Here is a 23,887-nt window from a genome sequence, read left to right as displayed (position 1 = left end):
ATATAGCGTATGCTAAGAGTAACCTCTAACATGATGAATTCACAGCTTCTACTTAACTTAAACCGTAATGCACGTACAATGAACGATACACAGTTACAGCTTGCCACAGGACGTAAAATCAACAAAGCATCCGATGATCCGGTAGGAATCACGTATTCCCTGCGCTATCGTGCGGAGCTTTCCTCTAATGAACAATATACTAAGAATGTAGATAGCGCTCTGTCGTGGCTTGATTACAATGATACAGTTCTAGGACAGGCCGGTGATGTTGTTCAAAAGATTCGCGAACTGTCCGTACAAGCAGCGACAGGGACTAATCCGCAGTCCGCGCTTGATAGTATTAATGAAGAAGTGATGCAGCTAAAAGAGCAGCTTGTGGATATCGCTAACAGTACACTGAACGGTAAATATATATTTAATGGTGAGCAATACTCCACCAAACCTTATGATTTTGTTTTGGGCACGGACGGTACTTACGATGTATCTAAGCCGATTACAACGGATACTGGGCAGATTCAATTTATTGTAGGTGAAGGTGTGCGTATGCCTATCAGTAAGACAGGGAATGACGTATTCGGTAATACGGGAGATGCAGATAATTTGTTTGCAATCATTAATCAATTATCAAGTGCCTTGAAGTCCGGTGATTCCAAAGGAATATCGGCCCAACTCACTTCAATTGATACAAGGACGGAAAAAATTCTGTCGGCTCGCTCTGAAATAGGAGCCAAAACCAATCGTGTTGAATTGATGCAGGATCGGCTTAGTGATTTGAATGTGAACTTAACGGATCTTCAAGCCAAGACTGAAGATGCTGACTACGAAGGTTTGATTATGAATTCAAAGATTCAAGAGAATATCTATAATGCCTCCTTATCCGTGGGTGCAAAGATTATTTCTACTTCGCTTGTAGACTTTATCAGATAACTGAGGTGGTTCACGTTGCTGCAACCAATCTTACAAATTCGTCAGACTCCTGCTCTATTAGGTATTGACGCTGATCCGGGCACATATTCAATCACTCAGCCTAAGGCGGAATTTAGTGTAACAACTACACCGGGTGAACTAACGGTTCAATCCACTAGGCCTGAGCTGACAATAGATCAGTCCCGTGCTTGGGAGGCTTATAACGGTGGAAAGATGCTGGATATGAACAAACGGATTTATTCTGGGATTCAGCAGTTATACCTTCAGGGCATTGCCAAAAAGGTCGAGCAAGGGAATCGGATGGCTGAGTTTTTTAGACCTGGTAATACGATTGCAGAAGTTTACGGTACAGATACCGAACCCAATTCTTTTCCGGAGTTTCGCGGCCCGGCATCCTATGACAATGTGGATATTCACATTGAAACAAGAGCCCCGCAAATTGATTATCGAGCCGCAAAAGTGGATATTCAGGTAGAGATACATAATCCGGAAATTGAATATACCCGCGGGAAGTTAAATATTTATATGCAGCAATACGCTTCGATTCAGTTTATTCCACCAGAATTGAATGTTCAATTGTAGCTTCATGAGCTATAGATGTGCCAAGCGCCTCTATAGCTTTTGTGCTATATATAATGTAGTAGGCTTTCGTAAGAAGTTAGTTTTGCGCAGCAAAACTTTTGAGGAGTGAATAACTTGATTATAGAAACATTATCTTGGGGTAAACTGGAAGTAGATGAGGAACAATTATATCATTTTTCTAAAGGACTACCTGGTTTTGATGAAGAAACAGATTTTGCTTTGATCGCGATGGCGGAGACGCCTTTTTGGTATTTGCAGTCAATAAAAAGCAAGGGACTATCCTTTCTTCTGGGTGATCCATTTGTTTTTTATCCGTCCTATGAGTTTGAGTTGCCGGATGATGAAGCAGAAGAACTAGGTATAGACAATGAGGTCATCGTTAGGTGCGTTATTACACTTAAGGAAGAAGCCGAGCAGTCCACGATTAATCTTCTTGCTCCTATTGTATTGAATCCTGTAGGGCATACTGGTAAACAAATCGTGCTGCATAAAGCGCCTTATCATACGAAGCATAGCCTACTGCAAGGGCAACCAGTTATCGATGGAAAGGACGGTGGATGATATGCTCGTACTTTCCCGTAAAAAAGGGGAGTCCATTGTTATTCAAGATCAGATCGAGCTGACAATCTTAAGCGTGGAAGGTGACACAGTAAAGGTTGGCATTTCTGCACCAAAACATGTCGATATTTTTCGTAAAGAGGTATATCTCTCGATCCAAGAGGCTAACCGTGAGTCTGTCGCTCCTCAGCAGTCTGATCTGAATGCATTGATCCATCGACTTCGTGGTGTAAATAAGAATGAATAATTTACATGTAGCACACACATAATCCAGAACCTGGGACTGCTTAATCGCAGATTCAGGTTTTTTATTTTATTTTGGAGAATTTAACCAAGAAATTTCAAAAAAACTTCGATTTGCTCTAAACAGTTGGGTGCATACCGTCGATATATGTATTAGACGCTGAGCCGGCAGGGCGGCCGACCTTAATGGATCGGCGTTTACCACATGGATGTGGAACTAACTTAATTTCAGGGAGGAAATATCAAATGATTATCAACCACAATATCGCGGCGATGAACACCCATCGTCAACTGACTGCTAACACAGCTAACACTAACAAAAATATCGAGAAATTGTCTTCCGGTCTTCGTATCAACCGTGCCGGTGACGATGCTGCCGGTTTGGCAATCTCCGAAAAAATGCGCGGTCAAATCCGCGGTTTGGATATGGCTTCCAAAAACTCACAAGATGCAATTTCTTTGATTCAAACTGCTGAAGGCGCTTTGAACGAATCTCACAGCATCCTGCAACGTATGCGCGAATTGGCTGTTCAATCTTCCAATGATACAAATACAGATGCTGACCGTAAAGAACTTCAATCAGAAGTTAAACAATTGGTTACTGAATTGGACCGTATCGGTAACACTACTGAGTTCAATACAAAAAAATTGTTGGATGGCTCTGCTAAGGGTGTAACTGAAGCAGTAGCAGGTACTGCAAAAGTTAACAATAACTCCGGTGTTAAAATTGATGCTACAGCTCTAGAAACTTTGAATAAAGCGGCGGGTACAGCTGCTACCAAGTCAAATGTTGACGGTGCTTACATGATCGTAAGAACTGGAGCAGCTAATGCCGATGGATCATTCGCTGCTGGAGATTACAAAGTTGTTGGACCAGATGGTCAACCTTCCACTGCAATCTCATTGACCGATAAAGACACCATTGCTTTCACAGCTGCGATTATTACTGGTGGAACAACCTTAACTGTTGGTGATGTGGCTGCAAATATGAAAGTCGGAGAAAGTATGACTTTTGTATTCGGTAAAGATGTTGCAGCAGGTAGTGATCTCGACAACTCTATCATGACTCAAATCGGTGCGAATGCTGGTCAAACGGCATTTATCTCCGTAGGAGATATGCGTGCTGACGCTCTTGGCGTTAAAACAATTGATATTTCCTCTAAATTCGGTGCAGCTACTGCAATCGAAACGGTTCAAAACGCTATGCAAAAAGTTTCTTCCCAACGTAGTAACCTGGGTGCTATGCAAAACCGTTTGGAACACACCATCAACAACTTGGGTGCTGCTTCCGAGAACTTGAGTGCAGCTGAGTCCCGTATTCGTGACGTTGACATGGCTAAAGAAATGATGCAACAAACGAAAAACAACATTCTTGCTCAAGCTTCACAAGCTATGTTGGCACAAGCTAACCAACAACCACAAGGCGTTCTACAATTGCTTCGTTAATTTCTTCTTGTTTGACCAAAGCTCCGGGGAAACCCGGGGCTTTTTTTCTTTTTTTTTCTTGACAGGCATCAAATCCTAAATTATCCCTAAATGAAACCGATATATACAATATAAATTAGCGTCGCTGGAGGTCAGGATAATGAATGTACAGTTTTCACTTACTGCCAGTTCTACGATAAGCAGACCTAGCGGTACAGAGCACAGCACAGAATCGACATCACAGGTGAAACCACTCTCTCCGATTCAAGATACTAGGGAGATGAGTTTGAGGGAGAAGCAAGGCGTGAACGTGTCTGTTGCCGAAGAACAGCTTATCCGAACCATCGAGCGAGCAGTAAAATCTCTACAGGGCCCTCAGACCACTCTGGATATCAGTATCCACGAGAAGACGCATGATATTATGGTCAAGGTACTTAATAAAGATACCGGTGAACTCATTCGTGAAGTTCCACCAGAGAAAACGCTGGATCTTGTTGCTAAAATGATGGAAATAGCCGGTATACTTGTGGACGAGAAAATCTAACATTTGGAGGTGCTGATTTGGTTACAAGAATCAATGGATTTTCGGGTATGGATATTGACAGTATGGTCAAAAGCATGATGGCAACTAAGCGTGTACCCCTTGATAAACTCAATCAGGATAAACAGGTATTACAGTGGACTAGAGAAGGTTACCGTGAGCTGAATAGTGTTTTGTATGATTTCCGCACCAATAAATTGAACGATAAATATAAAAAATCGGACTCCTTGAATGTGAATAAAGCAGTGACCACAGGTAATACAAACGCTGTGAAAGCCGAAGCTACTGCAACAGCTAATGGGGTCGATATGAAGATAAGTGTAACTAAGCTAGCTACCAAAAACACTCTTCAGACCTCCGGTTTAGGTCAAGGTATACCTAGTTCAACTTCTTTAGCACAGCTAGACGGGGTAGATTTATCAGAGCTTACTGATGAAGAAGAGGCTGCATATCTGAGCAAAGGCTTTGACATCACCATTAATGGTGTGAGTTTTAAGGATAGTGCAGGTAATTCTCTGTTTAATGGTCTCACTTCTATATCTTCTCTGGTAGCAGCGATCAATTCTAATACAAAGGCTAATGCTGTTGCAAGTTATGATGAGATTACAGGGAAGTTATCAATCGCCTCTAAAAGTGGTGGTTCAGAAGGAACGGTTAAAGTTGAGACCCCAGCTGGTAGCAATTCATTACTGGCACTTTTTTCAAAGAAAACAGTGGTGGAAACTAACGGGGCAGGCACAGGTGTCACAAGTGATAAAACACTCGCTGATTTGCAAAAAATGCTGGATGGGAAAGACCCTGATCCAGCTGCTCCGGCAAAATATTATAGTTTTAATATTAACGGGAAGAGCTTTTCATTTAATGCTTCCACTACAATAGCAGATGTAGTATCAGCGATAAATACCAAACCAGATGTTAATGTGACAGCAAATTTCGTAGATGGTAAACTAACGATTACTGGTAATTCCGCTGGAGAAGTGAAAATGAGTGGAGCCTCCTATGAATTTTTAGGCCTATTCAAAGGTGCAGTACCTTTTGCCGAAGGCACGGATGCAATCAAAGAGGTTATTAAGGGCGAGAATGCAGAAGTCACGATTAATGGTGAGGCTATCAAAAACGTTACTAGCAACGTGTTTACTATTAATGGGGTCCAACTAACATTATTGGATGTGACCAATAGCAGCGGTACAGACATTCCTACCAATGTTAAAACTCAAAGTGATCCAGATAAAGCGCTGGAAACCATCAAGGGTTTTATGGAGGACTATAACGCTTTAATAAAAGCACTTAATAGCAAAGTTAATGAAACTAGGTATCGTGACTTTAAACCACTGTCAGATGAGCAGAAAAAGGAAATGAAAGAAGGAGAAATTGACAGCTGGACAGAAAAAGCTAAGAGTGGTTTGTTCAAAAACAACGATATTGTCACTAATCTTCTATCAAAAATGAGAGAAGCAATAACGGAGAAGCTTGGAAGCCTTAATGCAATTGGTATAACCACAGGGAACTATATGGAGAACGGCAAGTTGGTTATATCGGATGAGACGAAGCTTAAAAATGCTTTAAGTGCAAATCCACAGCTCGCTATTGATCTATTTCAAGGTACCGCAAACGCTCCACAATCAGGTATCTTTAATAAATTAGCAACTAACATTACTAGCACCTTAGATATGATCTCTGATCGCGCTGGTACTAACAAATTCTCTATGGATTTAAATAGTACCTTTAAAGAGGAAAGTGTTATTGGGAAACAACTTAGAAGTTATAATAGTCGAATAACTACTATGCAGAAAAATCTGCAAATGGTAGAAGACCGTTATTACAAGCAATTCTCAGCGATGGAAAGTGCAATGAACAAGCTGACAACACAGTCCTCCAGCCTGATGTCCAGCTTGGGACTATCTTAAAATAAAGGGTGAGACAATCTTGCTTACATCTCCTTATGAGAAATACCGACAATCATCTATCCAAACTTCCACGCCTGCACAGTTAGTTGTAATGTTGTATGACGGTGCAATTCGTTTCGTGAGAACAGCAATGGACGGGCTGAAAAAGCATGATTTGGAGAAGACTAATCTTAACCTTGGCAAAGCTCAGACTATTATCAGCGAGTTAATGAGTACCCTTGATTATACCTATGAAATATCCAAAAACTTATACTCAATGTATGAATATACGAATTTTCTGCTGGTTGAGGCTAATATTCGTAAAGATATAGTTAAGGCAGAAGAAGCTTTGGGCTATCTAACAGAGTTGCGGGAAACTTGGCTACAAGCTTCGAAACTCGCGACAACTCAGGGGCTAGAGCCGTTATCTACGGAAAGTGCGAATGGATAAAGATAAGCTTATTGTAGAGTTGAAGCAATTGACGCAGAATATAATGGAGCGGTTATACGAAGTAGAATTTGAGGAGTTAGAGTCCTTCGTGGACGAGCGTCAGAAATTGATTGATGACATCATCCGACAGCTCTTGTCAGTTCCTGCAACGGAGGCGCAAAAGGTCGAAATTGAACGGATTTTGTATCACGATTCAGAAATCACTGCTCGCATGAACGCTCTTTGCCATGAGGCTCTGGACTGGCTACAGAAGCGGAATCAGGCCAAAGCCCAACGCAACGCCTACGAGGCCGCCTACACTCCAGACAGTTTTCTTATGGATCGCAAAAAATAATTTTATCGGTGTTTCACTATAGGAGTAGACGGGTATTAAATACCGTCTGCTCCTTTTTTTGATCATTGTACCGAATCTATTTCTTGTTTATGGAAAATTTAATAGTTTATTTTACGTGGTAAATTATTGAATGTAAACATTTTCTTTTCCAATTGACAATAAATAAGTTACGGTGGTATAGTCGAATTGTGAGCAAGACTCACGTTCATCTGATGACGAAGGGAATGTTTAATCAATGGAAGGTAAAGTAAAATGGTTTAACGCAGAAAAAGGTTATGGTTTTATCGAGACTGCAGACGGTGGCGACGTATTCGTACACTTTTCCGCGATTCAAACTGATGGTTTCAAGACATTGGATGAAGGTCAATCCGTAGAATTCGATATCGTTGAAGGTGCACGTGGACCACAAGCAGCTAACGTAATCAAATTATAATCATCCGGCGAAGCCGAACTACATATAAGTAGATGGTTAGCAATTTAGACAGCGCTAGCAGGGATCTTGGAATCTTCCAGGATCCTTTTTTTGTGCGTTCATATGTGTCTAGTATAGCCAATCCTAGTAAAGAAAATAGCATACTTTGTAAATTCATTTTATGGAAAATGTTAGAACTCTGCGAAAGGTGGGTAATAGATATACGTTGAGCTGTTTATCTTACCTCGACACACACTATGTTAGCCTAGGTTATTACATTCACCAAAAAATTCAATATAGCCTAAGCTATCAAAACAATTAGGAGGGTGATTAGCAGGATGAAGAAGATGTGGCGCGGTCTTATGACCGGAATATTAGGTACTAGTATGTTATTAGGGTCTCTCGGCAGCGTATCTGCTGCAACTGTACCTAAGGATATTCAAGGCCACTGGGCGCAAGGTCAGCTGCAGGAATGGCTAGATAGAGGATACCTTGGAGGCTACCCAGATGGAACGGTGAAACCAAATAAGGCAATTACGCGTGGTGAGTATGTGACTATGGTAAATCGCCTGTTAGGGTTTACATCTAAAGCAACAGTAACTTTTAAAGATATGAAAAGCACAAACTGGAATTACAGTGAAGTGGCTAAAGCCGTGGAAGCTGGATATATCGGAGGATACGAGGATAATACGTTCCGTCCTAATAATCCGCTCACAAGACAAGAGGCAGCTGTGATTACTGCAAAATTACTTAAATTGAGCACCAATACGACTTCGAACAAATTTAAAGACAATGCACAAATTGCAGCATGGGCAAAAGGTGCTGTAGCAGCTGCAGTGGAAAAGAAGATTGTTAACGGTTATCCAGATGGAACCTTTGGTCCTAAGAGATCGTTAACACGTGCTGAGGCTGTAGGCATTATCAATACTTCAGCTGTTTATTATCCTGGTAGCGGCACAGGTGGTGGTGTAACACCTACACCAACTCCAACGGCTACTCCGACACCAACAGCTACACCAACCCCAACTGCTGCTCCAGGTGGGAGTACTGGCGGAGGTTCTGGTGGTGGTAACGGTGGTGGCGGAACTGTCATAACGCCAACAGTAAGTGGGGCAACCTATGGTAACGTTGGTTCGGTTACAGCGGATGTATATCTGACCCCTTCCGTAACTGGTGCCGTGTACTATGTTGTAGCTCCTTATAATGCTGATGTAACTGCTCCAACTGCATTGCAGGTGGAAAAAGGACAAATTAGTAACGGGACTGCAAGTGGTATTCATGGTAGTGTTGCGACTGTAGCCAACACAAAGGTTACATTCTCTGTTTATGGATTGAATCCTGGCACAGAATATGCAACATATATCGCGCTTGCGGATGCAACTGGTAACTTGTCTACTGTAACGACAGTTCGCTTAACTACTGCTCAAGCTACAACGAGTTCGATTTCGCTTTTTGAACCGGGACAAGTGGGTACAGTTACAGCAGATGTATATGTTAAATATGGTGTGACAGGTGGCGATACAACTCCAGTTAGATATGTAGTATTGCCAGCAAATGAAAAGGCACCTACTGCAACGCAGATTGCTTTAGGTCAAAATGGTAGCGGTACTGCATTGGCTGCTCCATGGACTAACACGCTTACGTTTACTCCAGGTGTAAAGCATACACAGACTTTAACTGGGTTAGCAGCAAATACTGCCTATAAGGTATATGTTATTGCAGGATCTGATTCACAATGGTCCCCTGTAGAAATCATTCAAATTCATACCAAATAGCCTGACCTTATGTGATTTCATTCGGAGAATATAAGAGTGGGATTCGTACTATAATAACGACAGGTTTACTTTTGGTCCGGTAGGGCGATGGGTTGCTCTTACCGGACTTGTTTTATTTGTGAACGCTATGACAACATTTGTTATCTAAATGTAAGGGCTGTAAGGAATTGCTTTTTACTTAGCGCTTACAATTTGGTATAATGAAGGTGTAACTAAAGGAGGAGTGGCCATGCAATTCACCATTCGAGGTCAACAAATTGACGTGACCGACGCTTTGAGAGAGTATGTTGATAAGAAGCTCAGCAAACTTGAGAAGTATTTCGAAGCACCCCCTACCTCTGAAGGGTCTGTGACGCTTGGCGTAGTTCGCGGCCTTCATACGGTGGAAGTAACCATTCCGCTTGCTGGCGTGACGCTTCGTGCGGAAGATCGCAGCGATGATATGTATGCTTCCATAGACGCCGTTGTGGACAAGCTGGAACGCCAAATTCGCAAACACAAAACGAAGCTGAATCGGAAGTTCCGTCAAGAGGGACTCAAGACGCTGTTTGTGGATGGAGCTAGTGCCGCTGTTGCTGTAGAAGAACAAGATTATGATGATTTAGAAGTAGTGAGGAACAAACGCTTTACGATGAAGCCGATGGATGTAGAAGAAGCGATTCTGCAAATGAACATGGTAGGACATAATTTCTTTGTGTTTTCCAATATCGACACCTCGGAAGTTAGCGTAGTTTACAAACGTGATGATGGTAAATATGGACTGATTGAACAGGGCTAAGATACGATGATGCCAGTTATGCTCTAAGTATAAAGGGCCTCGAGAGTTAGTCAGGACTTAAGAATTTTAAACCGAGCCCCTATTCGCTTATAGCGAATAGGGCTCTTGTGCGTATATATGAAAAATGTGGCTGTTACACCTTGTATTGCGGCATCTCTTACAAACTGTTACAATTTATGAAGCAGCGGAATCGAATTTATAAATGGCCCTTTCAATTTTGTGAGGATGGGCTCGGTTCCACCATCTGTGTTGCATGAAAGGGGTTAACCATGCTAGGACTTGTAAAGAAAATATTCGGAGACACAAACGATCGTGACGTTAAACGTCTCATGAAGACAGTCGATGTAATTAATGGATTGGAGCCGGAATTTGTAGCACTATCCGATGAAGCTTTAAAAGCTAAGACGGAAGAGTTCCGCGCCCGTATTGAGAAAGGCGAAACCTTGGAAGAAATTCTTCCTGAGGCGTTTGCAACCGTACGTGAAGCTTCCAAACGGACGCTTGGCATGCGGCATTTTGATGTACAGTTAATTGGTGGTATGGCCCTGCATGAAGGCCGAATATCCGAGATGAAGACTGGTGAAGGTAAGACTCTAGTAGGAACATTGCCGGTGTACTTAAATGCTTTGCTTGGTAAAGGTGTACACGTAGTAACGGTCAATGACTATTTGGCTCAGCGCGACAGCGCACAAATGGCACAAATCTATAACTTCCTGGGCATGACGGTTGGGGTTAACCTAAGCGGTATGGACCATGCTGATAAACAAGATGCTTACGCCTGCGATATTACGTATGGCACGAACAACGAATTTGGTTTCGATTATTTGCGTGATAACATGGTGCTTTATAAAGAACAAATGGTTCAGCGCCCTCTTTATTTCTGTATTATTGATGAAGTGGACTCCATTCTTATTGATGAAGCACGTACGCCTCTTATCATTTCCGGACAAGCTGAGAAGTCTACTGAATTGTACTTTGCAGCAGACCGTTTTGTGAAAAAGCTTAAAGCTGAAGAAGACTACACAGTTGATATCAAAGTGAAGTCCGTAGCCTTGACTGAAAAAGGTGTAGCTACTGCTGAACGTGCTTTTGGGATTGAGAACTTGTATGATCACAGTCATGTAACCTTGAATCACCATATCGTCCAAGCCCTGAAAGCAAACGTAATTATGCGTCGTGACGTAGATTACGTTGTTAACGAGGGTGAGGTCGTTATTGTTGATGAATTTACGGGACGTTTAATGTCAGGCCGTCGTTATAGTGACGGTTTGCACCAAGCGATTGAAGCGAAGGAAGAAATCGAAGTACAGAATGAGAGCATGACGCTTGCTACGATTACTTTCCAGAACTATTTCCGTATGTATCGCAAATTGGGTGGTATGACAGGTACAGCTAAAACTGAGGAAGAAGAGTTCAAGAAGATTTATGGTCTTGAAGTTCTTCAAGTCCCTACGAATAAACCGAATCAGCGCATAGATATGCCGGATGTTGTCTACAAGAGTGAGAACGGTAAGTTCAACGCTGTTGTGGCAGAAATTGTAGAGCGTCACAAAAAGAACCAACCTGTACTTGTGGGTACAGTGTCGATTGAGAATTCAGAGCTCGTATCTGAAATGCTGAAGCGCAAAGGCGTTAGACACCAAGTGCTTAACGCGAAACATCATGCTGCGGAAGCTGAAATCATTACACATGCAGGTCAGCCAGGTACAGTTACGATTGCTACCAACATGGCAGGTCGTGGTACGGACATCGTTCTGGGCGAAGGTGTGACAGATCTTGGTGGTCTGCATATCATTGGTACAGAGCGTCATGAATCGCGCCGGATTGATAACCAGCTGCGTGGTCGTGCGGGTCGTCAAGGGGACCCAGGTTCTACACAATTCTACTTATCCCTTGGGGATGAATTGATGAAGCGTTTCGGCGCTGACAACGTTTTGAGTATGATGGATCGCCTTGGGTTTGAGGAAGATCAGCCGATTGAGAGCCGCATGATTACGCGTGCTGTGGAATCTGCTCAGAAACGTGTTGAAGGTAATAACTTTGATATTCGTAAAGTCGTATTGCAATATGATGACGTGATGAATCAACAGCGTGAAATTATTTATAAACAACGCCGTGAGATTCTGGAGTCTGAAAATATTAAAGATATCGTACTTGAGATGATCAAGCCGGTTATTGAACGTATTGTTCACGCACACTGCAGTGACGATATTCCTGAAAACTGGGAGCTGCAAGAAGTTGCTGATTACGTAAACAGCAAGCTGCTTGAAGAAGGTGCTTTGACTCGCGATATTCTGTGGGGCAAAGAAGCAGAAGAGATCATTGAGTACATCTTCGAACGTGTACTTGAGAAATATGCTGCTCGTGAAGAACGCCTGGGTTCAGAATTGGTACGTGAATTCGAGAAGGTAATTGTGCTGCGCTCCGTGGACAGCAAGTGGATGGATCATATCGATGCGATGGATCAATTGCGTCAAGGGATTCACCTGCGTGCTTACGGTGGTACAGATCCACTTCGCGAGTATCAATTCGAAGGTTTCGAAATGTTTAATACTATGACGGCTACGATTCAAGAAGAAGTAGCTACTTATATTATGAAGGCTCACATCGAGACAAATCAGGAGCGTCAATCCGTGGTAGAGGAAAATAAAATTTCCACTAACAGCGAACCTGCTGAGAAACGTCCGGTACATGTTGAGGCGGCAGCTGGTCGTAATGATCTTTGCCCTTGCGGAAGCGGCAAGAAGTACAAGAACTGCCACGGTCAAAACGCATAAGACAAACGTTTAGTAGCGCTCATATTCAGGTGTTGAAGATGTAAGTCTTTAGCCCTGATCTCTATGGGTATACTAACCATAAAGAGCGGCTGGGCCCGGGGGTATCCCCCGTTTACGGCCCAGTCGCTTTTTTGGATATTTAGTACTTGAGTGAATGTGGAATGGAGAGAAGGTTTGGAACTGGAGAAACGGAGTGTTCGCTTTTGTTTCGGGATTCCAACCGTTATGCGGTTATCAATTCAAGGAATCTGGAAACAACAGCGATCGGAAGACCAATCCTTCTCGGAATGGCTGAACATTCACTCATTACTAACTTTCCAATAGCGACGACCGTAACAACCTATTTTGAAAGGTGAAGTGACCATATGATTGAAGCTAATGTAAAGCAGGATCTGCGTGAAATAGGCAAGAAACTAACTGACCTTAGGGGGTCTCTTTGACTTAGATCTTAAGCAAGAGATGATCTCGAACTTTGAAGAAAAAATGGCTGCTCCAGGTTTCTGGGATAATCCAGAGCAGGCACAGAGTGTGATCGGCGAGATGAATGCCGTGAAATCGTCCGTGGATCAATACGAGAAGCTGCAACAAGAATACGACGATGCTGCGATGATGGCGGAGCTTGCGGATGAAGAGGGCGATGAAGGTCTTGCGGCAGAGATTGGGGAGACGATCAGCAGTTTAGGCAGCAAAGTGGATGAATTCGAGCTGCAATTGCTACTTAACCAGCCGTATGACAAGCTGAATGCTATTCTTGAACTCCATCCGGGTGCGGGCGGTACGGAATCCCAAGACTGGGGCCAGATGCTGCTGCGGATGTATACCCGTTGGGCTGAAAAACGTGGATTCAAGGTTGAGGTGCTGGACTACTTACCGGGTGATGAAGCGGGAATCAAGAGTGTCACATTACTTATTAAAGGCTTCAACGCCTACGGATATCTGAAAGCTGAAAAAGGTGTACATCGGCTAGTACGGATTTCTCCGTTTGACTCTTCGGGCAGACGGCATACCTCTTTTGTATCCTGTGATGTCGTTCCGGAAATTGCCGATGATGTAGAAGTTGAAATTCGTACTGAGGATTTGAAGATCGATACGTATCGGGCGAGCGGCGCGGGTGGACAGCATATTAATACCACAGACTCTGCGGTGCGGATTACCCACTTACCTACGGGTGTGGTGGTAACCTGTCAGAACGAACGTTCACAGATCAAAAACCGCGAGCAAGCAATGAAGATGCTGCGTTCCAAGTTGTATGAGCGTAAACTGCAAGAACAGCAACAGCATTTGGATGAGATTCGCGGCGAGCAATCCGATATTGCTTGGGGCAGTCAGATCCGTTCCTATGTATTCCATCCGTATAATATGGTTAAGGATCACCGTACTTCCGTGGAAACGGGGAATGTGGGTTCTGTGATGGACGGAGATATTGATGTATTCATTGATGGTTACTTGCGTAGCCAGATCAAGATTGAGGCAGAATAAAAGAGAGAGTTTCGGGGGAAACGGATACCATTCATGGATTAGGATGGGATGGCCGTTTCTTCTTTCGTAGAGCAAGATGACACTTTAAGGAGAGCCTTTGAAATGCAAAAAGTCAATTCACGTAATAAACCCCCACTGATTCCTCTGAATGGGCCACTCCGACATGTGGTGGATACGATGTTAATTTTGCTCGGATCGCTAGTTACAGCGCTGGGGTTTAATCTTTTTTTTCTGCCTAGTCATATTGCTTCTGGTGGTGTATCCGGTCTGTCGGTATTGGCTGAAGCTTGGTTTGGAGCTGAACCGGCATTTACGCAATGGGCGCTTAATATTCCGTTGTTTATACTCGGGGTAATCTTCTTGGGTAAACAATACGGAGTTCGCTCGCTCCTTGGGAGCTTTGTGTTGCCGCTCTTTATCTTGTTAACAAAAGATTTGCCTGCACCTACCACCAATCCACTCTTAGCCTCCATTTATGGCGGTATCTGTGTGGGGGTGGGGTTAGGTCTTGTGTTCCGCGGACGGGGCTCGACAGGTGGACTTACTATTTTGGCGCAGATTATTCAAAAGATATCCGGTCTCAGCTTCTCGATTTCTGTAGTACTGCTGGACGGGACGGTCATTGTGCTGGCTGCTTTTATACTCGGTATGGAACAAGCACTGTATGCACTGATCGGTCTGTTTGTTACAGGTAAGGCCATTAATGCGATAGAGGTAGGCTTCCGTTATACAAAGGTGGCTTACATAATCTCGGACAAGACGGAAGAAATATCTGAGGCGATTTTGAATGATCTGGATCGGGGTCTGACGAAGCTGGATGCACATGGCGGTTATACTGGTGATGAGCGTACGGTGCTAATGGTTGTAGTAGGTCAGAATGAGGTTTCCAGATTAAAAGCGATTGTTCAATCGGTAGATACTAGTGCTTTTGTGATTATAACTGAGGCGCATGAGGTGCTGGGTGAAGGCTTTAAAAGAGAAGTGTAATTTCTCCGAAAGGAGAAGCTACGCTTCTCTTTTTTTGTAAATAGAATTATATTTAAGAATAAAGAAAGTTAACACTATGTGTTGTATTTATATTAATTGAGTCGTATAATAATACATATTTCTAAGACGGTATGCATTATATTATTTATTATAATTCATGATAAGCAGGAAGTGGGGATGACAGTGGAAAGCAAGCTGAGAGCGGCGATTGTTGGATCAACGGGTTATGGGGGCGTAGAGCTGATTCGGCTGCTACAAAGTCATCCTAAGGTAGAGATTACTTCGGTAATTTCCTCATCAAGTGCAGGGGATGCTATAGAGGAAGGTTTTCCGCATTTGACGGGCATCATTGATCGAAGGCTGGATGGCGTTGACCCGGCTCAGATGGCTGAGCGGGCGGATGTGGTATTTACGGCAACGCCGTCGGGTGTGAGCGCAAAGCTGGTGCCGCAGCTGCTGGAAGCTGGACTTAAGGTCGTGGATCTGTCCGGTGATTTCCGATTGAAGGATGGTGCAGAGTATGAGCACTGGTATAAACATCCCGCTCCGGCTGATGAATATCTAGAGCAGGCTGTATACGGACTTTGTGAGGTGTTTGGAGAGCGTGCGGCTGGGGTTGATTTTATATCTAATCCAGGCTGTTACCCTACAGCTACACTTCTTGGACTAATTCCTGCAATTCAGGCAGGTTGGATTAAGCACGACAGTATTATTATTGATGCGAAATCAGGAGTTACTGGAGCAGGACGCGGAACAAGCCTGATGGTACATTATGCAGAGATTAATGAGAACTTTAAAGCTTATAAAATCAATAAGCATCAACATATACCAGAAATTGAGCAGACACTCACAGAGGTTGCTGGAGAAAAGGTAACGGTAACGTTCACCACACATCTCGTGCCGATGAGCCGGGGAATTATGAGTACGATGTATGCAGGGATGACGGACAATTATACGGAGCAGGATTTTGTGAATTTATACCGTGAATATTATGCGGGCCGGCCATATGTGCGGGTGCGTGATGTAGGTGTGATTCCGGCGACAAAAGAAGTTAGCGGCTCTAACTATTGTGATATCGGATTTGCAACAGATGCTCGTACAGGGCGGGTGACCATAGTTTCCGTTATTGATAACGTTGTAAAAGGTGCGGCAGGGCAGGCAATACAGAACCTTAATTTAATGATGGGATGGGAGGAAACCCTTGGCCTCGGCTACACACCTGTGTATCCATAAGGATCAGCGGTACAAATAATATGAGTGAGATTGAGTTATTTACCACCTTGGAGGGTGGAAGCATCACTTCACCTAAGGGTTTTAAGTCCGGAGGATTGCACTGTGGATTAAAAAAAACAGATCGCAACGATCTCGGAGTGATTCTGTGTGAAGTTCCGGCAACGGCTGCGGCCGTGTATACGACGAATGTTTTTCAGGCGGCCCCGCTGAAAGTGACTCGGGAAAGCCTTTCGAACGGAGTATTGCAGGCGGTTATCGTGAACAGCGGGAATGCCAATGCCTGCACAGGCGAACAAGGTGAAGCAGATGCTTATGAGATGCGCGCTGCTGCGGCTCAGCATTTAGGTGTGGCCGTTAATGATGTGGCTGTTGCTTCGACTGGAGTTATCGGTGAACTGTTGAAGATGGACTGCGTACGTAGCGGAATTACTGCAATACCAGAGAAGCTGGATGGAGGAGCTATTGGCGCGGAGGAATTCTGCCAAGCTATACTTACCACTGATTTAGTTAAAAAAGAGATCGCCGTGAAGGTGCTCGTTGGCGGTGTAGAAGTTACAATTGCCGGAGCTGCAAAGGGCTCAGGGATGATCCATCCTAACATGGCTACCATGCTTGGCTTTATGACCACGGATGCTGATATTGCAGCGGAGGATTTACTTAGTCTTCTGCGTTCAGCTACGAATGTTACTTTTAATATGATTACAGTCGATGGAGATACTAGTACCAATGATATGTTAGTGTCGATGGCGAGTGGGCTTGCCGGTAATGAGAAGCTGACACGGCTGCATCCGGATTGGGACGCTTTTGCTGCTGGATTCACGTATGTCTGCCAGACGCTTGCCAAAGCGATTGCTCGTGATGGCGAAGGTGCAACTCACCTGATTGAGGTTCAAGTGAATGGTGCTGTTCATGATGAGGCGGCGGCAGCGATTGCCAAAACAGTGGTTGGTTCTAGTCTAGTGAAATCTGCTATTTTTGGAGCGGATGCGAACTGGGGACGGATTATTGCTGCGGTTGGACGCGCGGGTGTTCCGGTATCTCCGGAGCGTGTGAACATTTCGTTAGGGGATATTGAGGTGCTTTTGCACTCGAAGCCAGTTGCTTTTGACGAGGAAAAGGCTTTGGCCTATTTGCAAAAAAGTGAAACTGTGCTGATCACTGTAGATCTGCATGATGGAAGCGGGAAAGCAACGGCTTGGGGCTGTGACCTAACTTACGATTATGTGCGTATTAACGCCGCATATCGCACTTAATTTATGGCGTGTTAAGCCCATAAGGGAAGGATACCGATTATATGACGCTAAATAGCGAGCTTGAACTTATAGATGCTTTAGATGGTAGTGGATTGTTTGTAATGAAATGCGGCGGCAGTACGCTTGCGGCTCTACCTGATTCTTTTTTTGAGGATTTGCGAGATTTGCAGGAGGAGGGCATTCAGCCAGTAATTGTTCATGGTGGAGGGCCAGCCATTTCCGAGAATCTAGCGAAACTGGGCATTGAAAGCAGCTTTGTGAATGGCCTGCGAGTAACCACCGAGGAAGTACTAGATGTTGTAGAGATGACGCTGGCAGGAAGTATAAACAAGGCGATTGTCCGGCGAATTCAAGGGAGCGGTGGTCTAGCTCTGGGGCTTTCGGGCATCGATGGCAATATGATTATTGCTAAACCAGTGGCGAACAGCGCCGAAGTAGGTTTGGTAGGAGAAGTAACAGAAGTTAAGGCTGAGATCGTAACTGGTATTGTTGGGATGGGTTATATTCCTGTCATTGCACCTATCGGAGTAGATACAGCAGGTCAGCGCTACAATATTAACGCAGATACGGCAGCAGGGGCAGTTGCTTCCTATGTGGAGTCTCCCAAAATGATCGTCGTCACAGATGTGCCAGGCATCATGAGTACAGTGGAAGGTGAAAAGATTGTGCTTCCCTCCGTTACTGTACAGGAAATCGAAGCCTTGATCGAAAGTGGGGAAATCTACGGTGGCATGATCCCCAAAGTGCGGGCAGCTATCGATTGCATTCAGGGCAGCGTATCAGAGGTTATCATTGTGGATGGAAAAGAACCGCGGGTGCTTAGTCGAGTACTGCAAGGTGAAGCGATAGGTACACGTATTATTCGTTCGTAGAATCATAGATGAATACAAATTAGAGGCGCAGCCTGTTCACAGGAGCAGCCGATGGGAGAGTGACTTAGAATGAGCAAGCTTACACAAGCGGAGTTGGATTCGCAAGCAGGGGCACAGCAGACCGATACAGTAGGATCAGGTACATCGGATGTTGCAGCAGGCAAGCTGAGTGCAGTGTTCCCTTCTTACGCCAGATATGATATCAGCTTAGTTAAAGGCAAGGGCACCTGGGTATGGGATGATAAAGGCAATAAGTATCTGGATTTCACCAGTGGATTGGCTGTGACCAGTCTAGGTCATGCTCCTGAAAAAGTCGGCGCTAAGCTGAAGGATCAGATTGATACGCTCTGGCATGTCTCGAATCTGTTCCATATTCCGGGACAAGATAAAGTTGCCAACCTTCTGACAGAGAATAGCTGCGCTGATCAAGTGTTTTTCTGCAATAGCGGGGCAGAAGCGAATGAGGCTGCTATTAAGCTGGCCCGCCGTTACCATCAGAAGATTAAAGGTGTCGACCGTTATGAGGTTATCACATTCGAACAATCCTTCCATGGACGTACACTGGCAACACTAACAGCTACAGGCCAGCAAAAGGTAAAAGAAGGCTTCCTGCCGCTTCCAGCAGGTTTCAAGACCGTACCCTTGCATGATCTCCCAGCGTTAGAAGCTGCTATCGGAGATCATACAGCTGCTATCATGCTGGAGATGGTGCTTGCAGAGGGTGGCGTGCTTGAGGTAGAACCTGAGTTCTTGAACGCTGTAGTGGCCTTGTGTAAGAAACACGGATTGCTTCTGATTGTAGATGAGGTACAGACAGGTATGGGACGTACAGGCAAGCTGTTCGCTCATCAGCATTATGGAATTGAACCGGATATTTTCACCTTGGCTAAGGGGATAGCTAGCGGGTTCCCGGCAGGTTTAATGCTTGGCAAAGGGTATTTGCGTGAAGCCTTCTCAGCGGGCAGCCATGCGTCCACCTTCGGGGGAACACCGCTAGCAACAGCTGTTATGGCAGCGACGATTGAGACGATGCTGGAAGATGAGCTTCCACAGCGCGCCGAAGATATGGGTAAGTACCTGACAGGTCTTTTGAAAGAGAAGCTGGCGGACTGTTCTTTTGTGAAGGATATCCGTGGTAAAGGGCTGTTGATCGGGATTGAATGTCAATCCCCAGTGGGCGATATTGTACTGGCTGGACAAAAGAAAGGCCTGTTGTTCGTGACAGCCGGTCCTAATGTCCTTCGTCTGCTCCCTAATCTATATGTAAGCAAAGAGGAGATCGACCAAGCGGTGGACATCCTATGCGAACTCATTCATACTTATGCTAAACAAGCAAACGGGGAGGTAAGCTCATGAGTCAGGGCGTACAGAGTAACAAGCACAACATTGCGCAGCAACTGAAAGGCCGTGATTTACTGGAGCTGAACGACTACAGCCCGGAGGAAATTACGTATCTGATTGATTCGGCGATTGAGCTGAAGAAGAAGCAGAAAAATGGCGAAGAATTTCAGCCGCTGAAGGGAAAGACGATTGGACTTATTTTTGAAAAATCCTCTACACGTACACGTGTGTCGTTTGAAGTTGGAATGTATCAGCTGGGAGGGCATGCCCTTTTCTTGAGCAAAAATGATATCCAGCTTGGACGCGGAGAAACTGTTGGAGATACAGCGCAAGTAATGTCGCGTTATCTCGATGGAATTATGATCCGTACCTTCGGTCATGACAAGGTTGAAGATCTCGCTCGTTATGCTTCTATTCCCGTAATCAACGGTCTTAGTGACCTGGCACATCCTTGCCAAGTGCTGGCCGATTATCAAACGATTTATGAGCACAAAGGAAAGCTCAAGGGCCTGAAGCTGGCTTACATCGGCGATGGCAACAATATGGCGCATTCCTTAATGATTGGCGGAGCTAAGCTAGGCGTGGACGTATCTATCGCCGGACCGGAAGGTTATGAGCCAGATGCAGCGGTTGTCGCAGAAGCTCGTGAGATCGCTAAAGAAACCGGAGCGAAGATTGTGGTCACTCGCAGCCCGCAAGAAGCTGTACAAGACGCTGACGTCATCTATACAGACGTATGGGCGAGTATGGGCTTCGAGGAGGAGCAAAAGGCACGTGAAGCGGTATTCAAGGACTATCAGGTTAATGAGGAGCTTGTAAAAGGCGCTAAGAGCGATTATCTCTTCCTGCACTGCCTGCCAGCCCACCGTGAGGAAGAAGTCAGCACAGGCGTGATTGACGGCCCTAACTCGGTGATCTTTGATCAGGCTGAGAACCGCCTGCATGCGCAAAAAGCTTTAATGGCTGCGTTGATGAGTTAAGGAATTTAAAAAATATAAAATATAAATCACTATATAAATTGAATTAATGTTGGGCGAAGTTAGACTTTGGACGATGGAGTAATGGAGCGGAATTTTTGGAACTGTAGGAGCGTAGCGTTCGCCTTTATCATCAGATTTTATCCGCACAATGCGGTTTGAAATAAAAGAAATCTGATGATAACAGCGACCGGAAGTCCAAATATTCAGTGTAATTGCGATTTATCGTCAGAGTGCTGGCAAAGGCACGTTTATTTTAATTTATATAGCCCACACGAAAGGAAGTTGCCACACCATGGCTAAAGAAAAAATTGTACTCGCCTATTCCGGCGGATTGGATACATCTGTTATTTTAAAATGGCTTAAAGAGACTTATGACGCGGAGATCATCGCCTTCACAGCCGATATCGGCCAAAAGGAAGAGCTCGACGGTTTGGAGGAAAAAGCACTCGCTACCGGCGCATCGAAAGTATACATCGACGACCTGCGCGATGAGTTCGCTAGCGATTTCATCTATCCAATGTTCCAATCTGGCGCCCTTTATGAAGGCCAATACTTGCTCGGAACTAGTATTGCTCGTCCATTGATCGCCAAGCGCATGGTAGATATCGCCATCGCTGAAGGCGCAACGGCTATCGCGCACGGCGCGACAGGAAAAGGGAACGACCAAGTCCGTTTCGAGCTTGGCGTAGCTGCATTGGCTCCGAACATTAAGGTGATTGCACCTTGGCGTCTAGAAGAGTTCCGCAATCAATTCCCAGGTCGTGCGGAAATGATCGCTTATGCGGAAGCTAATGATATTCCGGTACAAGCCTCTGCGGCGAAGCCGTATTCGATGGACCGTAACCTGCTGCACATCAGCTATGAGAGCGGCGTATTGGAAGATCCTTGGTTCGATCCAAGTGCACCAGAGAACAAAGGAATGTTCCTGCTGAGCAACGCTCCTGAGGATGCTCCGGATGAAGCGGAATATTTGGAGCTCGAATTCGTTAAGGGAGACTGTGTAGCCCTGAATGGTGAATCCTTATCCCCACTTCAAGTTATGGAGACACTGAATGAGCTAGGTGGTAAACACGGTATCGGGCGTGTGGATATGGTTGAGAACCGCTTTGTCGGCATGAAGAGCCGCGGCGTGTATGAGACTCCAGGTGGAACGATCCTCTTTGTCGCTCATCGCAAAATGGAATCCATCACGATGGACCGTGAAGTGATGAACCTGCGTGACAGCCTGATCACTCGTTACAGCACTTTGGTGTATAATGGTTTCTGGTTCGCTCCAGAGCGTATCGCACTGCAAGCTCTTGTAACACAGAGCCAACAAAATGTAACGGGTACTGTTCGTCTTAAACTGTACAAAGGCAACATCATCGGCGCTGGAGTGAAGAGCCCAGTCAGCCTGTACAATCCTGAGATTGCAACGATGGAAGCTGATCCTACACAAGCTTATGATCAAGGGGATGCCACTGGTTTTATCCACTTGAACGCATTGCGCCTTAAAGTTTCTACAGGTGTAAATGGAGCTTCTAAATAGTACGATAACATAAACTTAAACGGGCAACCCCGAAGGCCGTTCCTCCCGTCAGGATAGGAGCGGCCCTCTGGCGTCCAAGAGGAGGAAACTACAGGTGAGCAAGCTTTGGGGCGGACGGTTTACTAAAGGAACAAACAAGCTGGTAGAGGAATATACGGCTTCCATTGGCTTTGATAAGGCTTTGGCCAAAGAGGATGTACAAGGCAGTCTGGCGCATGTCACAATGCTGGGCAAATGCGGAATCCTTCCACAAGAAGATGTAGAGACGATTAAGCAAGGTCTGAACAAAGTATTGGACAAGGTCAATGCTGGAGAGGTTGTTTTCTCAGTATCGGATGAAGACATCCATATGAATATTGAAAAACATCTGATCGAGGAAATCGGTCCAGTTGGTGGTAAGCTGCACACAGGACGTAGTCGTAACGATCAAGTGGCGACGGACATGCACCTTTACTTACGTGGCCGTGTAGTTGAGCTGGTTAGTTTGCTGCATGAGCTGCAGGAAGCTTTGATCGAACAAGCAAAAGACAATGTGGAGACCATCATCCCTGGTTATACGCATTTGCAACGGGCACAGCCGATCCTGTTTGCTCATCACTTGCTGGCTTACGTATCGATGTTCCGCCGCGATGCAGAACGTCTGACGGACAGCTACAAACGGATCAACGTGCTGCCACTCGGAGCAGGAGCCCTTGCGGGAACGACCTTCCCGATTGACCGTCATTTTGTAGCGGAACAACTGGGTTTTGACAGTGTGTATGAGAACAGTCTGGATGCTGTCAGCGACCGCGATTTCATCGTGGAGTTTTTGGCGAATGCTTCCCTTATCATGACACATCTATCCAGACTCAGTGAGGAACTGGTCCTGTGGAGCAGCACAGAGTTCAGCTTTGTAGAACTGGATGATGCTTTCTGCACAGGCAGCAGCATTATGCCGCAGAAGAAGAACCCTGACGTACCAGAACTGGTACGGGGCAAAACAGGCCGCGTTTACGGCAACCTGATTGGCTTGCTGACGGTGCTGAAATCATTGCCACTGGCTTACAACAAGGATATGCAGGAAGACAAAGAAGGCATGTTCGATACGGTTACTACGCTGACTGGTGCACTGCAATTGTTCGCGCCGATGATCTCCACTATGAAGGTGAACAAAGGTCGTATGCGTGAAGCTGTGAACACGGATTTCTCGAATGCAACGGATATCGCCGACTTCTTGGTAGGTAAGGGGCTTCCTTTCCGCCAAGCGCATGAGGTAATTGGCAAAACGGTACTCTACTGCATCAACGAAGGCAAATTCTTGTTGGATTTGACGCTGGAAGAGTTCAAGCAATTCTCACCGCTGTTCGACGAGAATATCTATGCTGTTCTTCAACCGGAAGCTGTAGTTAACGCTCGTAACGTTTATGGCGGCACAGCCACCGTTCAGGTGAAGGCTGCAATTGAACGGGCAGAGCTGGCATTGCACGAAGCTAATGAATGGGTTGTACAACACGGAGACGCTATATTGTAAACCGTATCAATATCA

22 protein-coding genes are annotated in these 23,887 nt (G+C 45.0%); all 22 read left to right on the top strand.

Annotation, left to right across the window (positions count from 1 at the left end; genetic code table 11):
* Positions 1 to 9 precede the first annotated feature (9 nt).
* A complete protein-coding gene (gene flgL / locus NST40_RS28980; RefSeq protein WP_339245281.1) occupies positions 10 to 927 on the top strand; it encodes a flagellar hook-associated protein FlgL in 918 nt (305 codons plus the stop codon).
* Positions 928 to 942: 15 nt separating this feature from the next.
* Positions 943 to 1,509, top strand: coding sequence for a DUF6470 family protein (locus NST40_RS28975; RefSeq protein WP_339245279.1), 567 nt, complete (start codon positions 943 to 945; stop codon positions 1,507 to 1,509).
* A 114-nt stretch (positions 1,510 to 1,623) separates the two neighbouring features.
* A complete protein-coding gene (locus tag NST40_RS28970) occupies positions 1,624 to 2,070 on the top strand; it encodes a flagellar assembly protein FliW (protein ID WP_339245276.1) in 447 nt (148 codons plus the stop codon).
* A gap of 1 nt (position 2,071) precedes the next feature.
* Positions 2,072 to 2,314, top strand: coding sequence for a carbon storage regulator CsrA (gene csrA / locus NST40_RS28965; RefSeq protein WP_076282420.1), 243 nt, complete (start codon positions 2,072 to 2,074; stop codon positions 2,312 to 2,314).
* 242 nt (positions 2,315 to 2,556) lie between these two features.
* The gene (locus NST40_RS28960; RefSeq protein ID WP_339245273.1) at positions 2,557 to 3,756 is read left to right on the top strand and encodes a flagellin; all 1,200 of its coding nucleotides are present in this window, start codon (positions 2,557 to 2,559) and stop codon (positions 3,754 to 3,756) included.
* 139 nt (positions 3,757 to 3,895) lie between these two features.
* On the top strand, positions 3,896 to 4,279 hold the full coding sequence (locus NST40_RS28955) for a flagellar protein FlaG (protein ID WP_076282422.1): 384 nt from the start codon (positions 3,896 to 3,898) through the stop codon (positions 4,277 to 4,279).
* A gap of 17 nt (positions 4,280 to 4,296) precedes the next feature.
* Entirely contained in the window at positions 4,297 to 6,183 is a 1,887-nt protein-coding gene (fliD, locus tag NST40_RS28950) for a flagellar filament capping protein FliD (RefSeq protein ID WP_339245269.1), read from the top strand.
* A 19-nt stretch (positions 6,184 to 6,202) separates the two neighbouring features.
* Positions 6,203 to 6,613 (top strand): flagellar export chaperone FliS, encoded by a 411-nt coding sequence (gene fliS, locus NST40_RS28945; RefSeq protein WP_076282424.1) that lies wholly within the window; start codon positions 6,203 to 6,205, stop codon positions 6,611 to 6,613.
* Positions 6,606 to 6,947 (top strand): flagellar protein FliT, encoded by a 342-nt coding sequence (locus NST40_RS28940; protein ID WP_339245266.1) that lies wholly within the window; start codon positions 6,606 to 6,608, stop codon positions 6,945 to 6,947. The genes fliS and NST40_RS28940 overlap by 8 nt, the downstream gene beginning before the upstream one ends.
* 235 nt (positions 6,948 to 7,182) lie before the next feature.
* Positions 7,183 to 7,380, top strand: coding sequence for a cold shock domain-containing protein (locus tag NST40_RS28935; protein WP_019915069.1), 198 nt, complete (start codon positions 7,183 to 7,185; stop codon positions 7,378 to 7,380).
* Between the two features lie 317 nt (positions 7,381 to 7,697).
* A complete protein-coding gene (locus NST40_RS28930) occupies positions 7,698 to 9,134 on the top strand; it encodes an S-layer homology domain-containing protein (protein ID WP_076276901.1) in 1,437 nt (478 codons plus the stop codon).
* A gap of 229 nt (positions 9,135 to 9,363) precedes the next feature.
* On the top strand, positions 9,364 to 9,912 hold the full coding sequence (gene raiA, locus NST40_RS28925) for a ribosome-associated translation inhibitor RaiA (protein ID WP_036678506.1): 549 nt from the start codon (positions 9,364 to 9,366) through the stop codon (positions 9,910 to 9,912).
* A gap of 269 nt (positions 9,913 to 10,181) precedes the next feature.
* Positions 10,182 to 12,689, top strand: a complete 2,508-nt coding sequence (secA, locus tag NST40_RS28920) for a preprotein translocase subunit SecA (protein WP_036678509.1) — start codon at positions 10,182 to 10,184, stop codon at positions 12,687 to 12,689.
* 365 nt (positions 12,690 to 13,054) lie between these two features.
* Positions 13,055 to 14,168 (top strand): peptide chain release factor 2 gene (gene prfB, locus NST40_RS28915; RefSeq protein WP_139330096.1). Its coding sequence is split into 2 segments (ribosomal slippage): positions 13,055 to 13,126 and positions 13,128 to 14,168, totalling 1,113 coding nucleotides; the frame shifts between segments, so codons are not numbered across the junction.
* 102 nt (positions 14,169 to 14,270) lie between these two features.
* On the top strand, positions 14,271 to 15,155 hold the full coding sequence (locus NST40_RS28910) for a YitT family protein (protein WP_341004055.1): 885 nt from the start codon (positions 14,271 to 14,273) through the stop codon (positions 15,153 to 15,155).
* Between the two features lie 183 nt (positions 15,156 to 15,338).
* Complete coding sequence (gene argC, locus NST40_RS28905) at positions 15,339 to 16,388, top strand: N-acetyl-gamma-glutamyl-phosphate reductase (protein ID WP_342410929.1); 1,050 nt, start codon at positions 15,339 to 15,341, stop codon at positions 16,386 to 16,388.
* Positions 16,389 to 16,408: 20 nt separating this feature from the next.
* Positions 16,409 to 17,641, top strand: a complete 1,233-nt coding sequence (gene argJ, locus NST40_RS28900) for a bifunctional ornithine acetyltransferase/N-acetylglutamate synthase (RefSeq protein WP_339170158.1) — start codon at positions 16,409 to 16,411, stop codon at positions 17,639 to 17,641.
* Between the two features lie 41 nt (positions 17,642 to 17,682).
* On the top strand, positions 17,683 to 18,513 hold the full coding sequence (gene argB / locus NST40_RS28895; protein ID WP_342410249.1) for an acetylglutamate kinase: 831 nt from the start codon (positions 17,683 to 17,685) through the stop codon (positions 18,511 to 18,513).
* A 69-nt stretch (positions 18,514 to 18,582) separates the two neighbouring features.
* Entirely contained in the window at positions 18,583 to 19,869 is a 1,287-nt protein-coding gene (locus NST40_RS28890; RefSeq protein WP_076192420.1) for an acetylornithine transaminase, read from the top strand.
* On the top strand, positions 19,866 to 20,834 hold the full coding sequence (gene argF, locus NST40_RS28885) for an ornithine carbamoyltransferase (RefSeq protein WP_342410248.1): 969 nt from the start codon (positions 19,866 to 19,868) through the stop codon (positions 20,832 to 20,834). Before NST40_RS28890 ends, argF begins: the two co-directional genes overlap by 4 nt.
* Positions 20,835 to 21,126: 292 nt before the next feature.
* On the top strand, positions 21,127 to 22,362 hold the full coding sequence (locus NST40_RS28880; protein ID WP_076123861.1) for an argininosuccinate synthase: 1,236 nt from the start codon (positions 21,127 to 21,129) through the stop codon (positions 22,360 to 22,362).
* Between the two features lie 94 nt (positions 22,363 to 22,456).
* Positions 22,457 to 23,872 (top strand): argininosuccinate lyase, encoded by a 1,416-nt coding sequence (argH, locus tag NST40_RS28875; RefSeq protein ID WP_036678523.1) that lies wholly within the window; start codon positions 22,457 to 22,459, stop codon positions 23,870 to 23,872.
* Positions 23,873 to 23,887 lie beyond the last annotated feature (15 nt).

The organism is Paenibacillus sp. FSL R10-2778 (assembly GCF_038593035.1).
In the GTDB taxonomy this organism is placed as follows: domain Bacteria; phylum Bacillota; class Bacilli; order Paenibacillales; family Paenibacillaceae; genus Paenibacillus_AQ; species Paenibacillus_AQ odorifer.
This window is presented reverse-complemented; position numbering and strand designations above follow the sequence as displayed.

Coding starts and splice junctions, on each gene's coding strand:
- raiA (WP_036678506.1), top strand. CDS start 9,364: ATGCAATTCACCATTCGAGGTCAACAAATTGACGTGACCGACGCTTTG.
- NST40_RS28940 (WP_339245266.1), top strand. CDS start 6,606: ATGGATAAAGATAAGCTTATTGTAGAGTTGAAGCAATTGACGCAGAAT.
- NST40_RS28935 (WP_019915069.1), top strand. CDS start 7,183: ATGGAAGGTAAAGTAAAATGGTTTAACGCAGAAAAAGGTTATGGTTTT.
- secA (WP_036678509.1), top strand. CDS start 10,182: ATGCTAGGACTTGTAAAGAAAATATTCGGAGACACAAACGATCGTGAC.
- flgL (WP_339245281.1), top strand. CDS start 10: ATGCTAAGAGTAACCTCTAACATGATGAATTCACAGCTTCTACTTAAC.
- csrA (WP_076282420.1), top strand. CDS start 2,072: ATGCTCGTACTTTCCCGTAAAAAAGGGGAGTCCATTGTTATTCAAGAT.
- argJ (WP_339170158.1), top strand. CDS start 16,409: ATGAGTGAGATTGAGTTATTTACCACCTTGGAGGGTGGAAGCATCACT.
- argF (WP_342410248.1), top strand. CDS start 19,866: ATGAGTCAGGGCGTACAGAGTAACAAGCACAACATTGCGCAGCAACTG.
- NST40_RS28890 (WP_076192420.1), top strand. CDS start 18,583: ATGAGCAAGCTTACACAAGCGGAGTTGGATTCGCAAGCAGGGGCACAG.
- NST40_RS28930 (WP_076276901.1), top strand. CDS start 7,698: ATGAAGAAGATGTGGCGCGGTCTTATGACCGGAATATTAGGTACTAGT.
- NST40_RS28960 (WP_339245273.1), top strand. CDS start 2,557: ATGATTATCAACCACAATATCGCGGCGATGAACACCCATCGTCAACTG.
- NST40_RS28910 (WP_341004055.1), top strand. CDS start 14,271: ATGCAAAAAGTCAATTCACGTAATAAACCCCCACTGATTCCTCTGAAT.
- NST40_RS28955 (WP_076282422.1), top strand. CDS start 3,896: ATGAATGTACAGTTTTCACTTACTGCCAGTTCTACGATAAGCAGACCT.
- argB (WP_342410249.1), top strand. CDS start 17,683: ATGACGCTAAATAGCGAGCTTGAACTTATAGATGCTTTAGATGGTAGT.
- NST40_RS28880 (WP_076123861.1), top strand. CDS start 21,127: ATGGCTAAAGAAAAAATTGTACTCGCCTATTCCGGCGGATTGGATACA.